General features: G+C 74.3%; 13 protein-coding genes. 5 read left to right on the top strand and 8 right to left on the bottom strand.

Translation table 11 applies throughout. The features are described 5' to 3' along the window. Positions 1 to 18 precede the first annotated feature (18 nt). Entirely contained in the window at positions 19 to 2,769 is a 2,751-nt protein-coding gene (locus tag ACGFX4_RS17790) for a ComEC/Rec2 family competence protein (protein ID WP_393074785.1), read from the top strand. 24 nt (positions 2,770 to 2,793) lie between these two features. Here ACGFX4_RS17790 and ACGFX4_RS17785 read toward each other — a convergent pair whose 3' ends face one another. Next, entirely contained in the window at positions 2,794 to 3,057 is a 264-nt protein-coding gene (locus ACGFX4_RS17785) for a hypothetical protein (protein WP_393074782.1), read from the bottom strand. 78 nt (positions 3,058 to 3,135) lie between these two features. Between ACGFX4_RS17785 and holA the strand changes: the two genes are divergently transcribed. Continuing rightward, positions 3,136 to 4,128 (top strand): DNA polymerase III subunit delta, encoded by a 993-nt coding sequence (gene holA / locus ACGFX4_RS17780; RefSeq protein ID WP_393074779.1) that lies wholly within the window; start codon positions 3,136 to 3,138, stop codon positions 4,126 to 4,128. A 95-nt stretch (positions 4,129 to 4,223) separates the two neighbouring features. Here the strand turns inward: holA and ACGFX4_RS17775 are convergent, their stop codons facing one another. Then, positions 4,224 to 4,970: a hypothetical protein gene (locus tag ACGFX4_RS17775; protein ID WP_393074777.1), complete on the bottom strand. Its 747-nt coding sequence runs from the start codon at positions 4,968 to 4,970 to the stop codon at positions 4,224 to 4,226. A 179-nt stretch (positions 4,971 to 5,149) separates the two neighbouring features. On the opposite strand from ACGFX4_RS17775, the gene ACGFX4_RS17770 reads away from it, so the two are divergent. After that, the gene (locus ACGFX4_RS17770) at positions 5,150 to 6,319 is read left to right on the top strand and encodes an FAD-dependent oxidoreductase (protein WP_393074775.1); all 1,170 of its coding nucleotides are present in this window, start codon (positions 5,150 to 5,152) and stop codon (positions 6,317 to 6,319) included. Between the two features lie 93 nt (positions 6,320 to 6,412). On the opposite strand, the gene ACGFX4_RS17765 is transcribed toward ACGFX4_RS17770, so the two are convergent. Then, positions 6,413 to 7,318 carry an MBL fold metallo-hydrolase gene (locus tag ACGFX4_RS17765; protein WP_393074773.1) on the bottom strand — a complete coding sequence of 302 codons (906 nt, stop codon included), beginning with the start codon at positions 7,316 to 7,318 and terminating at the stop codon, positions 6,413 to 6,415. Between the two features lie 98 nt (positions 7,319 to 7,416). Between ACGFX4_RS17765 and ACGFX4_RS17760 the strand changes: the two genes are divergently transcribed. Next, a complete protein-coding gene (locus ACGFX4_RS17760) occupies positions 7,417 to 8,382 on the top strand; it encodes an AraC family transcriptional regulator (RefSeq protein ID WP_393074771.1) in 966 nt (321 codons plus the stop codon). A 253-nt stretch (positions 8,383 to 8,635) separates the two neighbouring features. On the opposite strand, the gene rpsT is transcribed toward ACGFX4_RS17760, so the two are convergent. After that, positions 8,636 to 8,899 (bottom strand): 30S ribosomal protein S20, encoded by a 264-nt coding sequence (gene rpsT, locus ACGFX4_RS17755; RefSeq protein WP_393074768.1) that lies wholly within the window; start codon positions 8,897 to 8,899, stop codon positions 8,636 to 8,638. A 134-nt stretch (positions 8,900 to 9,033) separates the two neighbouring features. Beyond that, on the bottom strand, positions 9,034 to 9,339 hold the full coding sequence (locus tag ACGFX4_RS17750; protein WP_393074765.1) for an antibiotic biosynthesis monooxygenase family protein: 306 nt from the start codon (positions 9,337 to 9,339) through the stop codon (positions 9,034 to 9,036). A 91-nt stretch (positions 9,340 to 9,430) separates the two neighbouring features. Between ACGFX4_RS17750 and lepA the strand changes: the two genes are divergently transcribed. After that, entirely contained in the window at positions 9,431 to 11,299 is a 1,869-nt protein-coding gene (gene lepA / locus ACGFX4_RS17745) for a translation elongation factor 4 (RefSeq protein ID WP_393074762.1), read from the top strand. 61 nt (positions 11,300 to 11,360) lie between these two features. On the opposite strand, the gene ACGFX4_RS17740 is transcribed toward lepA, so the two are convergent. From ACGFX4_RS17740 to sigJ, 3 genes are all read right to left on the bottom strand, one after another. After that, positions 11,361 to 11,945 carry a hypothetical protein gene (locus ACGFX4_RS17740; protein ID WP_393074759.1) on the bottom strand — a complete coding sequence of 195 codons (585 nt, stop codon included), beginning with the start codon at positions 11,943 to 11,945 and terminating at the stop codon, positions 11,361 to 11,363. A 120-nt stretch (positions 11,946 to 12,065) separates the two neighbouring features. Then, positions 12,066 to 13,136 (bottom strand): NAD(P)/FAD-dependent oxidoreductase, encoded by a 1,071-nt coding sequence (locus ACGFX4_RS17735; RefSeq protein WP_393074757.1) that lies wholly within the window; start codon positions 13,134 to 13,136, stop codon positions 12,066 to 12,068. A 109-nt stretch (positions 13,137 to 13,245) separates the two neighbouring features. Next, entirely contained in the window at positions 13,246 to 14,133 is an 888-nt protein-coding gene (gene sigJ, locus ACGFX4_RS17730; protein ID WP_393074755.1) for an RNA polymerase sigma factor SigJ, read from the bottom strand. Between the last annotated feature and the right edge of the window lie 8 nt (positions 14,134 to 14,141).

Genomic DNA, 14,141 nt, shown 5'->3' with positions numbered 1-14,141 from the left:
CCGCCCAGGGAGGTGCCGATGTCCGCCAAGCCCGTCGCCCTCCCGCCCGCCGACCTGCGCCTCCTGGTCCCCACGGCCACCGCCTGGGCGGTCACGGCCCTCGTCCTCGGCGCCGGCCCTGTCAGCCGTAGCGAGCTGCCGTTGCTCGCCGTGCCGGCCGCGCTTCTCGCCCTCCTCCTGTTCGCCGTCCGTACACCCCGCCGCACCGCGCTCCTCCGGACGCTCGCGGCCGCACTGCTGACCGCCACCGCCGCCGTCACCACCACCGTCCTGCACACCGCCGACCTCTACCGGGGGCCGCTCCCCGCGCTCGCCGTCTCCGGTGCCGAGCTGACCGTCGACCTGACCGTCACCGGCGACCCCAAGTCCCGTACCGGCCACACCAACGGCACCACGCCCGGCCAGCCCAGGCTGCTCGTGCCGGCCAGGGTCGACCGGGTCGGCGCGACCGCGACCCGTACCCCGGTGACCGTGACGGTCCGCGCCAAGGACGCCGCCGCCTGGCGCACCCTGATCCCGTCGACCCGCGTCCGTGCCGCCGTCCACGTCCTGCCCAACGCCGCCCCCGAAGCCCCGGCTACCCCCGAAGCCCCTGCCATCCCACCCGCCTCGGACACTCCGCTCGCGCCACCTGCGCTTGCGGGGCCGCCACCGCCCGTCCCGGATCCTCCACCCGCGACGTCCGCCGAGGCCGTGCCGCTCGCACCCGCCGTCCGTGCCCTGTCCACCGCAGGTCCCGACAGCCGTCCGGCGGCGGACGACGCGTCAACTGCCGACCCCGCCGCCCCGTCCGCTCCGTCCGCCTCCTCGGGCGGAGCCGTCGCCGACGGCCCCGTCACCGCCGCCCGAACCACCGCCGTCCGTACCGACTCCGCCGCCCTGCTGGTCGCCCTGGGCCCGCCCCGGCTCCTCGCCCCGCCGAGCCTTCCGCAGCGCGCCGCCGCCAGGCTCCGGGCCGGCCTGCGCGACGCCTGCGACCACCTGCCGCCCGATACCCGGGGCCTGCTCCCCGGCCTGGTGGTCGGCGACACCTCCCGCCTCCCCGACGACCTCGCCGACGCCTTCCGTGCCACCGACCTCGGTCACCTGACCGCCGTCAGCGGGGCGAACTTCGGGATCCTGCTCGCCGTCCTGCTGGGCACGCCGAGCACCGCCGGCACCGCCCGCCGCGGCGGTCTCGCCGCCCGACTCGGCCTCTCCCTGCGGACGACCGCCGCAGTCGGCACCGCGTTGACGCTCGCCTTCGTCACCGTCTGCCGGCCCGACCCGAGCGTCCTGCGCGCCGCGGCCACCGGTCTCATCGCGCTGCTCGCCCTCGCCACCGGCCGCCCCCGCCAGGGCCTGCCCGCCCTCTGCGGCGCCGTGCTGGTCCTGCTGCTGCTCGACCCGCCGCTCGCCCGCTCCTACGGATTCCTGCTGTCCGCGCTCGCCACCGCCGGGCTGCTCACCCTCGGGCCGCGCTGGGCGGCCGCTCTGCAGGCCCGCCACTGGCCGCCCCATCTCGCCTCCGCCGTCGCGGCGACCGCCGCCGCCCAGGCGTTCTGCGCACCGGTGACGATCCTGCTCGCGCCGCGCGTCAGCCTGGTCGCCGTCCCCTGCAACCTGCTCGCCGAGGCGGCGGTCGCCCCGGCGACCCTGCTCGGCTTCGCCGTGCTCGCCACCGACCCGGTCTCCCACCCGGCCGCCCGCTTCCTCGCCGACCTGGCCGCGGTACCGGCCGCATGGCTCGTCACGGTGGCCCGGCGCGGGGCCGCGTTGCCGGGTGCCGAGCTCGCCTGGCCGCACGGCCTCGCCGGCGCGGGCCTGCTCGTCGCGGTGACCGTGGCGCTCTGCTGGGCCGTCCCGCCGCTGCTCGCCACCCGACGGCTGCGCGGCAACCGGGCCCGCGCGCTGCTCGCCCTCGCGCTGGCGGTGCTGCTCCCGGCGGTGCTGCTCCGTCCGCCGAGCCTGGTCCGGATCGCGACCGGCTGGCCGCCGCCCGGCTGGCGGCTCGTCCTGTGCGACATCGGCCAGGGCGACATGGCGGTGCTGCCGCTCGGCGGCGACAGCGCGGTGGTGGTGGACGCCGGCCCCGAGCCGAAAGCCGCCGACGCGTGCCTGCGCGAGCTCGGCATCAGCCGGATCCCGCTCCTCGTCCTGACCCACTTCCACGCGGACCACGCCGAGGGCCTACCCGGCGTGCTGCGGGGCCGTGCGGTCGGCGCGCTGCAGGTCACCACCCTGGACGCGCCGCCCGGCGAGCGGGCCCGGGTCACCGGGTGGGCGCAGGCCGCGCGGATCCCGGTCCTCCGGGCCGGTCGGGGCGAGCGGCGGACGGCCGGCCCCGGCCTGAGCTGGGAGGTGCTGTGGCCGGACACCGTCCCGGCACCGGACGCGCCCGGTCCCAACAATGCGAGCGTCGCCCTGCTGGTCACCGTCGGCACCGGCCGGGACGCCGTCCGGATCGCGCTGCTCGGCGACCTCGAACCGGCCGCGCAGGCGGCGGTGCTGCGCCGCGGTCCGCCACTCGGACCGGTGGACGTGCTGAAGGTCGCCCACCACGGCTCCGCCAACCAGGACCGGGCGCTGACGGCCGCTCTGCACCCGCGGCTGGCCCTGATCTCCTGCGGCATCGGCAACCCGTACGGGCACCCGTCCCCACACACCGTCGCGGACCTGCGGGGGCTCGGCGCCACCGTCCTGCGTACCGACCAGAGAGGGGACATCGCCGTCCTCGGCACCCACGACCGGCTGACCGCGGCCACCCACCCCCACCCGCCACGCGGCTGACCGTCCCGGCCGGTCGGCGGGGCGTCAGTCCTGCTCGCGCCAGCCGTCGTGCTCGGCGATCAGGCCGTCGAGGCCCTCCAGCACCTCGGCCGTCCAGCCGTCCTCCTCGGGGGCCTCCAGGACGACCAGCCACTGGGCGTCCTCGGCGTCGTCCTCGCCGGCCAGCGAGTCCCGGACAACCTCCGGATCGGCCAGCACGGGCCAGCGGGCGGACAGCTCCTCCGCGACGGCCTCGGCGGTGTCGCGGTCGGGCAGGACGAGCAGCTGACGGTCATGGTTCGCGGTCACCGTCCCATTCTCCCGACCGGCCCCCGCCGACCGGTGACCGGGCAGGGCTGTCGGCGGCCCGTGGGATGCTGGTAGGCGATGGCCAGGAAGAGTGCACCCGACGACCTGCTCGCCCCGCTGACCGTTGTGGTCGGCCAGGAGGAGCTGCTGCTCGACCGCGCGGTCGCCGAGGTGGTGGCCGCCGCGAGGGCGGCGGACCCGGAGACCGACGTCCGCGACCTCGCGCCCGGCGGGCTGCAGCCGGGGCAGCTCGCCGAGCTGACCACGCCTTCGCTGTTCGCCGAGCGCAAGGTGATCGTCGTCCGTGCGGCGCAGGACCTGGGCGCCGACTCCGTCAAGGAGGTCAAGGCGTACATCGGCTCGCCCGCCGAGGAGGTCATCCTGGTCCTGGTCCACGCCGGTGGCGTCAAGGGCAAGGGCCTGCTGGACGCGGCGAAGAAGGCCGGCGCGCGCGAGGTGCTCTGCGCCAAGCTGACCAAGGCGGGCGACAAGCTCGCGTTCATCCGCAACGAGTTCCGCACGCTGGGCCGTTCCGCCAGCCCCGAGGCCTGCCAGGCGCTGCTGGACGCGCTCGGCAGCGACCTGCGCGAGCTGGCCGCGGCGTGCAGCCAGCTGACCTCGGACATCGAGGGCACCATCGACGAGACGGCGGTCGCCCGCTACTACAGCGGCCGGGCCGAGGCGACCGGCTTCGAGGTGGCCGACCTGGCGGTCACCGGCCGGGCGGCGGAGGCGCTGGAGCGGCTGCGCTGGGCACTGGCCGTGGGCCAGCCGCCGACCGGCATCACGTACGCGCTGGCGTCCGGGGTCCGTTCGATCGGTCGGCTCGCGACCGCGGGGCGGAACATGCGTCCCGGTGACCTGGCCCGCGAGCTGGGCATGCCGCCGTGGAAGGTCGACCGGGTCCGCCAGCAGATGCGCGGCTGGACGGGCGACGGCGTGGCCGCCGCCCTCACCGCCATCGCCGCGGCGGACGCGGCGGTCAAGGGCGGCTCCGACGACCCCGCGTACGCGCTCGAACGGGCTGTCGTCGCCGTCGCCCGCGCCTCCCGCGCGGGAGCCCGTCCGTAGGGACTGCCCAGCCCGTAGGGACAGCCTGCCGGTAGGGACAAGTCAGCCCGCAGAGGCAGCGCGCCCGCAGTGACCGCCCGGCCGCTGAGCGGGCGTCACACCTGGGCGCCGAGCGAGCGCAGCAGCTCGCGCGCGTCGGCCAGCAGCGCGAGTCGGATCTCCTCCCGGTCCGGCGCCGCCGTTTTGCCGTCCTGGTACGAGCCGGACCAGCTCGCGTAGAAGGTCAGTCCGCGCTGGCGGACGTACAGCACCTGGGTGAGGTAGTGCCAGGTCGGGTCCGAGCGGCTGAGGTCGTCCAGGTAACCGAGGTACGCGTCGTCGCCGAGGCCCGGTACGGCGGTGATCTGGTAGCCGCGCTGCCGGAGCCCGTCCCGCTGCGCCTCGAACTCCGGGCGCGGGTCGACGGCCTTGTGCAGCTGGGTCTGGAGGTACAGCGAGACGTACTCGCTGTCGCCGCCAGCCCGCTTGCGGTACTGGCTGCAGTACATGTCGTCGAGCGCGCGGTGCCGGGTCGTGTAGTGGTACGGCGTGCCGGACTGGGCCGGGTAGATCCGGCCGAACGAGGTGAGCCGGGCCGTCGCGCACAGGTCGTCGACCACCCGGAAGCCCGCGGTGCCGGGAACGGAGCCGGTCGCGTCACGGCCGCCGACCAGCCCGGGGACGGTCAGCACCGCGCCCGCCCAGACCGCCGAGGCGACCAGGACCCCGCCGATGCCCCACAGCACCTTCCGCCCCCGCCGCGGCGGCGGAGGAGCCGGAGCGGGCGACGGTACGGGCCCGTACGCCGGGGCGGCGGCGTCGGGGTGCCACGGGCCGGCGAGGTACGGAGGCGGTGTCGACATCGGATCCCCCGTGGGCGGCTCGGCAGTGGGCGGCGGGTGCTCGCCACCGAACACTATCGGTGTCGGTCGCGACACTCTGAGTAGCGCGTCAACCGGAGCTGACGTGGATCTGACGTTGAGCTGACGCCAGGTCAGGAGCCGCTGTCGGCACCGTCCGTCGGCGCGGCTACGGTGGCGGCATGGCGATCGACACGGACGTGGCAGTGGTCGGGGCGGGCCCGGTCGGGCTGGGCGCCGCACTGCTGCTCGCCCGCGCGGGGCTCGGCGTGGTGGTGCTGGAGCGGCGCCCCGGTCCGGTCGTCGAGTCCCGGGCGACCGACCTGCACGCGCGGACGCTGGAGGCGCTGGAGCCCAGCGGGCTGACCGAGTTGCTGGTCCCGCTCGGGCGGCGGGTCGACGCGGTCCGGATGTGGGACGGAGGCCGCAGCGTCGGCGGGTTCGACCTGGCGGGGCTGCGCTCGCCGTACCCGTACATCCTGACCGTCCCGCAGTGCACCACGGAGGGGCTGCTCGCCGAGCAGGCGGCGGCGTGCGGCGTCACCGTCCACCGTTCGACCCCCGTCCGCTCGGTGGTGGAGGACGCCGCGGGCGCCACCGTCCACGCGGACGGCGTCGAGCCGGTGCGCGCCCGCTGGGTGGTCGCCGCCGACGGGGCGTCGAGCGCGTTGCGCGCCCTGTCCGGGACGGGCTTCCGGGGCTGGACGTACCCCGGCAGCTGGCAGCTGGCCGACCTGCGGGTCAGCGACCCCGCGCTGGATCCGGGCCTGGTGCACATGGTGGGCGGGCCGCGCGGGCTGCTGGTCGTCCTGCCGATGCACCTCGACGGGTGGGTCCGGGTGGTCCTGCACCTCCCCTCCGTGTCCCCGGCGGAGTCCTCGCCCGGCGCCGTCGAACCGCTGGTCGCCGAGGCGGCGGCGCGGGGTTGGGCGGCGTCGGTCCACGAATGCCGGTGGACCAGCAGCTTCCGCACCCACCGGCGGCTCGCCGGGCACCGCCGGGGCAGCCGGGTGCTGCTGATCGGCGACGCGGCCCACGTCTGCAGCCCGATCGGCGGGCAGGGCCTCAACCTCGGCCTGCGCGACGCCGTCTCGCTGGCCCGGGTGCTGCCCGACGCGACCGCCGCCGGCGCCGGGCCGGACAGTCCCGCGCTGCGCGCCTGGCACCGGGCCCGCCGTGCCGAGGCGTGGCGCGTCCTCGCCCGTACGGACTTCGCCACCCGCGCGTGGACGCTGCGCGCCGCTCCGGCCCGGGCCGCACGCGACACCGCCCTGCGCACCGTCCTCGCCACGGCCACCGGCCGCCGCTTCCTCGCCGAGTCCGTCGCCGGCCCCGTCCCGCTCGGTCCCTGAGCGCCCCGGCCCCTGACCGCCCCGGCCCCGTCCCGCGCTCGGCCCTGACCGCCCCCAGCCCCTGACCGCCCCGGCCCCGAGCCAGGTCCGCCGTCAGACGGTCGAGCGGTGGGACATGGTGAATCCGGTGCCGCGGCGCCGCACTTCCGCAGCTCCCGGGCCGCCGAGGTGCGCGGGGAGGACCAGTTCGCCGAGGTCGGCGGCGCGTTCCAGGATCCGGCGGCGGCTGGCCACGGCCTGCTGCGGGTCCAGGCAGAAGCAGCTGCTGCACGTCGGGTCGAGGAACTGTACGGGGCTGTGCAGCAGGTCGCCGACGAACACCGCCCGGTCGGTTCCGGACGCCAGCCGCAGCACGGCCGACCCGGGCGTGTGGCCGGGGGCCGACTCCAGCGTCAGGTCGCGGTCGATCACGTGGGTGCCGTCCCAGAGCACTGCCTGCCCCGCCCGGTGCAGGGGCGCGACGCTGTCCTCGTAGACCAGCCGGTCGTTGGCCAGGACGCCCCGCCCGTACTCGCCCCGCGGCCCGAAGTGGAGGTCGTCGGCGGCCGGCAGCAGGTACTGCGCGTTCGGGAAGGTCGGCACCCAGCCGTCCCCGTCCGCCCGGGTGTTCCAGCCGACGTGGTCGGCGTGCAGGTGGGTGTTGACCACCACGTCCACGTCCTCCGGGCGGACGCCGACCTCGGCCAGCCGTTCCAGGAAGCGGCCCTCCCGCCGGTGGAACTCGGGGGTGTCCGGCCGCTCGCGTCCGTCGCCCACGCCGGTGTCGACCAGCACGGTCCGCCCGCCGCTGCGCAGCACCCAGGTCTGCAGGGCCATCGCCGCCAGGTCCGACGACGGGTCCCAGTGGTCGGGCGCGAGCCAATCGGCGTTGTCCCGCCACAGCTCGGCGGGGGAGTCGGGGACGAGGACGCGGGCTGGCCGGAACGGGCCCTGGTACTCGACGACACGGATGGCCTCGACGTCGCCGAGGACGATGCGCTGTGCGCTCTCGATGCTCATGCGATCGACCTTACGGAGGCTGTCCTGATCCTCTCAATGCCTCATCTGCTCATCCGAATGCGCATGGCTCTCACCTCCGAGCCGATTACCATGCCCCCATGGACGTGGTGAGCGACGCGATCGCGGCCGTGCGGGTGGGCCGGCCCTCCACCAACCGGCTGCGGGTCGCCGGCACCTGGAGCACCCGGCTGTCCCCGTACGACGGCGCCGGGTTCCACGTGGTGCTGGAGGGCGGCTGCCGGCTGCTCCTCGACGACCCCGGCGACCCCGGCGGCTGCGGCTCCGGGCACCCCGGGCCGCTCATCCTGCGCACCGGCGACGCGGTGCTGCTGCCGCACGGGACGGGGCACGTCCTGATGGACGAGGAGGCCGACCTCGCCGCCGCCGACCGGGCGGTGCCGTTCGAGCGGCTGCTGGACGGCAGCGCGCCGCGTCCGCCCCGGACCGGTCCCGGCCAGGCCGAACTGCTCTGCGGCAAGTACCGCCTCGACCGCAGCCGGACCCATCCGCTGATGGCCGAGCTGCCGTCCGTCGTCCACCTGCCCAACCGGGTCGGCGGCCACCCCGAACTGCGCGCCGCGATCGATCTGCTCGGCGGAGAACTCCTCGACCAGCGGCCCGGCGGTCAGATCGCCGTGCCGAGCCTGCTGGATTTGCTGCTGGTCTACATGGTCCGTGCCTGGCTCGCCGAGGGCTCCGCCGGTGCCTGGCCCGCCGTGCTCGGCGACCCGGTGGCCTCCGCGGCGCTGCGCGCACTGCACGCCGACCCCGCCGCCGGCTGGACCAACGACCGGCTCGCCGCCGCGGCCGGGGTCTCCCGCCCCACCCTCGCCCGCCGCTTCACCGCCCTGGTCGGGCGTCCGCCGATGGCCTACCTCACCTGGTGGCGCCTCACCTTCGCGGCGACCCTGCTGCGCGACACCACCGACCCGCTCGCCACCATCGCCGACCGCGTCGGCTACGGCTCCCCGTACGCCTTCTCGCACGCCTTCGCCCGCCACTTCGGCACCACCCCGGGCCGCTACCGCGCCCGCGAGGCCGAGCCCCCGGCGGGCCGTGCCTAGCGAAGCGCGTCCGGAAAACACGTCCGCCCGCCCGGGTGAACCGGGCGGGCGGACGGGGTGTTCAGGTGTGTACCGCACCCGCGTGGCGAACGCAGGCCGCGTGCGGTACGGGATGGTGCTCCCTCGGCGGGTTCCGGGTAGAGGGCCGGAGTCCCGGGAGGGGTGGACGGCGGTCGCGGGTAGAGGGCCGCGGGTCACACCGTCCGGTCGGGCTCGATCACGTCGGGCCCGGTCAAGCGGAGGTACCGGAGAATCAGGCGGCGGCGTTGACGCGCTTGGTGATCGCCGACTTCTTGTTGGCGGCCTGGTTCTTGTGGATGACGCCCTTGCTGACGGCCTTGTCGAGGGCCTTGGAGGCGACGCGAGCGAGCTCGGTGGCCTTCTCGGTCTCGCCGGCGGCAGCGGCCTCACGGGCCTTGCGGAGGGCGGTCTTCAGCGAGGACTTGACGGCCTTGTTGCGCAGGCGCGCCTTCTCGTTGGTCTTGTTGCGCTTGATCTGGGACTTGATGTTCGCCACGAAAGAGCCTCAGTCTGTGTGATTCAGGATGTGAACGGGCGCACCCGACGGCGTCGGACCTGCTGAGAGGGCATGCCGATGCCAGGTGCAGCGCCCCACGCTACCAGGGGCACCGCTACGGCCCCAAACCGGCACTACGCGGTGAGCAGCGGCTCCCCGTAGTGCTCGACCTCGGGGAACGGCGAGTAGTAGTGGTGCAGCAGGGCCCGCCACTGCTGGTACTCGGCGGAGCCGCGGAAGCCCTCGGTGTGGTCCTCCAGGGTCTCCCACTCGACCTGCAGCAGGAAGCGGGATCCGCGGCCCTCGTCCAGGCAGCGTCGCAGCTGGAGGGAGCGGAAGCCCCGCTGGACGGCGATCAGCGGACGGGCCTCGGCGAACGCGGCGAGGAAGGCGTCCTCCTGGCCGGGCAGGACGTCGAGCAGTGCGCTTTCCAAGATCATGGTCGGTCATCGTAGAGCTGACCGGCGGCCTACGCCCAGATCGTGGGAAGATGGTCGGAGCCATATCGACAGTGACGAGAATCGGATCAAGGTGCCCGCGACCCCCAGCAATGTGCCAGAGCCCAGCCGTACCGACCCGGCGCTGATCCGCAACTTCTGCATCATCGCCCACATCGACCACGGCAAGTCGACGCTCGCCGACCGGATGCTGCAGATCACCGGGGTCGTCGACCCGCGGCAGATGCGCGCCCAGTACCTCGACCGGATGGACATCGAGCGCGAGCGCGGCATCACCATCAAGTCGCAGGCGGTCCGCCTCCCGTGGGCGCCGCGGGCGGGTGAGAACGCGGGCACCACGCACATCCTGAACATGATCGACACCCCGGGCCACGTGGACTTCACGTACGAGGTGTCCCGCTCCCTCGCCGCGTGCGAGGGCACCATCCTGGTGGTCGACGCGGCCCAGGGCATCGAGGCGCAGACCCTCGCCAACCTGTACCTGGCGCTGGAGAACGACCTCACGATCATCCCGGTGCTGAACAAGATCGACCTGCCGGCCGCGCAGCCGGAGAAGTACGCGGCGGAGATCGCGCACATCATCGGCTGCGACCCGGAGAGCGTGCTCAAGGTCTCGGCGAAGACCGGTCTGGGCGTCGAGGACCTGCTGGACCACATCGTCGACAACATCCCGGCCCCGGTCGGCGTCAAGGACGCCCCGGCCCGCGCGATGATCTTCGACTCGGTGTACGACTCCTACCGCGGCGTGGTCACCTACGTCCGTGTGGTGGACGGCCAGCTGACCAAGCGCGAGCGGATCGCGATGATGTCGACCGGCGCCACCCACGAGCTGCTGGAGATCGGCGTCATCTCGCCGGAGCCGAAGGTCGCGGACGGCCTGGGCGTCGGTGAGGTGGGCTACATCATCACCGGTGTGAAGGACGTCCGGCAGTCCAAGGTCGGTGACACGATCACCTCGATGCACAAGGGCGCCACCGAGCCGCTGGGCGGCTACAAGGACCCGCGTCCGATGGTGTTCTCCGGCCTGTACCCGCTGGACGGCTCGGACTACCCGCTGCTGCGCGACGCGCTGGACAAGCTGCGGCTGAACGACGCGGCGCTGATCTACGAGCCGGAGACCTCGGTCGCGCTCGGCTTCGGCTACCGCTGCGGCTTCCTCGGCCTGCTGCACCTGGAGATCATCCGGGAGCGCCTGGAGCGCGAGTTCAACCTCGACCTGATCTCCACCGCCCCGAACGTGATCTACCGGGTGATCATGGAGGACGGCACCGAGCACACGGTCACCAACCCGAGCGAGTTCCCCACCGGCAAGATCGCCGAGGTGTACGAGCCGATCGTGCGCGGCACCATCCTGGCGCCGAACGAGTTCGTCGGCGCGATCATGGAGCTCTGCCAGGCCCGCCGCGGCAACCTGCAGGGCATGGACTACCTCTCCGAGGACCGGGTCGAGCTGCGCTACACCCTGCCGCTCGCCGAGATCGTCTTCGACTTCTTCGACCACCTGAAGTCCAAGACCCGCGGCTACGGCTCCTTCGACTACGAGCCCATCGGCGAGCAGACCGCCAGCCTGGTGAAGGTCGACATCCTGCTGCACGGCGACGCGGTGGACGCCTTCTCCGCGATCGTGCACAAGGACAAGGCCTACAACTACGGCGTGATGATGGCCGGCAAGCTGCAGAAGCTGATCCCGCGCCAGCAGTTCGAGGTGCCGATCCAGGCTGCGATCGGCTCCCGGGTGATCGCCCGTGAGACGGTCCGCGCGATCCGCAAGGACGTTCTCGCCAAGTGCTACGGCGGTGACATCTCGCGTAAGCGCAAGCTGCTGGAGAAGCAGAAGGAAGGCAAGAAGCGGATGAAGATGGTCGGCCGCGTGGAGGTCCCGCAGGAGGCCTTCATCGCCGCGCTGTCCACCGACGCCGAGGCGCCGAAGGACAAGAAGTAGGACAACGCAGGAGGCCGCCGTCCCCGGGAGGGGGCGGCGGCCTCCTGCGTGTTCGGAGGGGTCAGACCTTCGCCGGGAAGTCCGGGTCGACGGCGATCGCGGTGGCGGGCGCGTGGCGGCGGACGGTGGCGAGCAGGGCCGGGGTGTACAGCGGCCAGCCGCCGACCTGGCGGCTGCCCGCGACCAGGGCGGCGGGCTTGCCGGCGGCGGCCGAGCCGAGCCGGTTGGTGCCGCCGGGCAGCGGGGGCAGGCCGGCGTGGCGGTGCACGCCGACGTACGGGAGCTTCTGCCGGCCGACGCGCTGGATCCACAGCTCCACGGCGGCGATCTCCGACCAGGGGACCAGCACGGTGGTGGCGGCGTAGCGCAGCGGGGAGCCGCCGAGCAGGACGCCGGTGGAGTCCACCCGGAGGGCCACCTTCCGGCTGGCCGCGTTGTAGCCGAGGACCGCGGCGCCGCCGCCGAACAGCAGGAAGCCGGGGACCTGGATCCAGATGGCGGCCACCTGGAACCCCTTCACGTCGACCGGTTCGGACGGGTCGAAGAGGAACAGCCCCGCGGTGAGCAGCAGCGAGCCGACCAGCAGGACGACGGTGCGGGTGCTCCAGCCGTGGCGGGATTCGTAGACGAGTTCGGTGTCTGGCACGGGCAGGAGTGTGGCAGCAGGGGTGGGGCCGCGGGAAGTGGTTTCCCGGGTCCCGCCCCTGAGGCCGGGTCAGTGCTGGTCGGTGCTGATCGGTGTCGGTGAGCGCCGGTCCGCGCCGGGTCAGCGCAGGCTGAGCGGGACGGCGTTGACGATGAGCGCCTTGGTGAGCCGGCCGAGGGGGCCGGTGATGATGCCCTGGCGCATCGAGTCGTCGGCGTGGATCAGCTGGACCAGCGCCTCCCGCCGGCCGAGGCTGAGGCACTGGGTGATGTAGCGGTAGCCGAAGGGCTTGTCGGTGCGGCCGGCGAGCAGCTTGCCGACGTAGGCGCCCATCGGCTGGGCGGTGGCGCAGGCCATCCGCAGCCGGCCGATGCCGGGCAGGACGACGGCTGCGGCGTCGCCGACCACGTGGACGTCCGGGTGCGAGACCGAGCGCAGGTGGTCGTCGACCACGGCCTGGCCGTTGGAGGCGACGGCCAGTCCGGCCTCGGCGGCGAGCGGGTTGACCTCCAGCGAGGCGGCCCAGACGACCAGGTCGGCGGGGACCGGTCCGGCGGCGGTCTCCAGCGCGTCGGCGGTGACGGCGGTGACGGGGGTGTGCTCGTGGAAGACGACGCCGAGGCCGTCCAGCACCTTGCGGACGTGGGCCCGGCCGCGCTCGGAGAAGTGGCCGCCGACGGCACCGGCCGCGACGATCCGCACCTGCCAGTCAGGGTGGGCCTCGGCGAGTTCGGCGGCCAGCTCGATGCCGGTGGAGCCGCCGCCGACCACGGCGACGGTGCCCGGCACCGGCGAGGCCTGGATCCGCCGGTTCACCTCCTCGGCCCGCTCGGCCGAGTAGGCGTGCTCGGCGGCGCCGGGGACGTCCTGCCAGGCGGTGCGGCTGCCGAGCGCGTACACCAGGGTGTCGTAGGCCAGGGTCTCGCCGGTGTCGGTGAAGACCTTGCGGCCGGCCAGGTCCAGCTCGGTGACCTTGGCCTGCAGGTGGGTGACCGGTCGGCCGCGCAGCACGTGAGCGATCGCGGGGCGCGGTACGTCTCGGCCGGCCGCGGTCTCGTGGAGGCGGATCCGGTGCAGGAGCCGTGCCTCCGGTGCGACCAGGGTGACCCGGGCGCCGCCCCGGCCGGCCCGGGTGGCGGCGCTCAGTCCGGCGTAGCCCGCACCGATCACGACGATGTGCTTGCTGGTCATGTCGTCCTCCTCCGGTGGGCACCTGCACCTGCGGTGCCGTTCGGGAAGGGGACGACGCGGCCCGGAAGAACGTGACCGTGACCCCGGTCACACCTGCGTCACGCCAGTGTCACGCCACGCGGGTGAGCTTCTCCGGGTTGACCACCACGTACGCCTCGGCGATCCGGCCCTCGGCGACGGCGAAGGCGAGCACGCCCGCGACCTCGCCGGACGCGGTCCGGAAGACCAGCCCGGGCTCGTCGTTGACCAGCGCGAACTCGAAGACGCCGCCGGGGAACTCGACGTCCGCCCGGCGGATCAGACCGGCCACCAGGCGGGAGACCTTGTCGGCGCCGGCGATCGAGCGGACCCCGGCGCGGACCACGCCGCCGCCGTCGGAGTGCCAGATCACGTCCGGGTCGAGCACCGCGAGCAGTGCCTGGATGTCGCCGTTGGCGGCGGCCGCCGCGAAGGCGGTGACCGCCTGCCGGTGCTCGGTGACGTCCACTTCGGTGCGTCGCCGGCTGCCCTCGCGGACCCGTCGGCGGGCCCGCGAGGCGAGCTGCCGGGCGGCCTCGGGGGTGCGCTCCAGGGTGGCGCCGATCTCGTCGAAGCCGACCGCGAAGACGTCGTGCAGCACGAACGCGGCCCGCTCGGCGGGGGTCAGCTGCTCCATCACGGCGAGCATGGCGAGCGAGACCGACTCGCCGAGCTCGGCCAGTTCGGCGGGGGAGTCCTCGGCGGCGACCACCGGCTCGGGCAGCCACTCGCCGTAGTACGCCTCGCGGCGGGCCCGGGCCGAGCCCAGCTGGTCGTAGCAGAGCCGGGTGACCACGGTGGTCAGGAAGGCGCGCGGGTCCTGGACGCCGGCGCGGTCCACCGACTGCCAGCGCAGCCACGCCTCCTGCAGCACGTCCTCGGCGTCGGTGACCGAGCCCATCAGCCGGTACGCCACCGAGCCGAGGTAGCGGCGGTGGGTCTGGAAGGCGTCCACGAACGCTGATTCGACGTCAGTCACCCGGACAC

It is taken from the genome of Kitasatospora sp. NPDC048365 (genome assembly GCF_043200835.1).
In the GTDB taxonomy this organism is placed as follows: Bacteria; Actinomycetota; Actinomycetes; order Streptomycetales; family Streptomycetaceae; genus Kitasatospora; species Kitasatospora terrestris.
Note: the sequence above shows the minus strand (reverse complement) of the source record. Positions and strands in the feature narration are given on the sequence as shown.

What these genes read in the sequence shown, in the direction of transcription:
- ACGFX4_RS17790 (WP_393074785.1), top strand. Translation starts at nt 19, where the DNA reads ATGTCCGCCAAGCCCGTCGCCCTCCCGCCCGCCGACCTGCGCCTCCTG.
- holA (WP_393074779.1), top strand. Translation starts at nt 3,136, where the DNA reads ATGGCCAGGAAGAGTGCACCCGACGACCTGCTCGCCCCGCTGACCGTT.
- ACGFX4_RS17775 (WP_393074777.1), bottom strand. Translation starts at nt 4,970, where the DNA reads ATGTCGACACCGCCTCCGTACCTCGCCGGCCCGTGGCACCCCGACGCC.
- ACGFX4_RS17770 (WP_393074775.1), top strand. Translation starts at nt 5,150, where the DNA reads ATGGCGATCGACACGGACGTGGCAGTGGTCGGGGCGGGCCCGGTCGGG.
- ACGFX4_RS17765 (WP_393074773.1), bottom strand. Translation starts at nt 7,318, where the DNA reads ATGAGCATCGAGAGCGCACAGCGCATCGTCCTCGGCGACGTCGAGGCC.
- ACGFX4_RS17760 (WP_393074771.1), top strand. Translation starts at nt 7,417, where the DNA reads ATGGACGTGGTGAGCGACGCGATCGCGGCCGTGCGGGTGGGCCGGCCC.
- ACGFX4_RS17750 (WP_393074765.1), bottom strand. Translation starts at nt 9,339, where the DNA reads ATGATCTTGGAAAGCGCACTGCTCGACGTCCTGCCCGGCCAGGAGGAC.
- ACGFX4_RS17735 (WP_393074757.1), bottom strand. Translation starts at nt 13,136, where the DNA reads ATGACCAGCAAGCACATCGTCGTGATCGGTGCGGGCTACGCCGGACTG.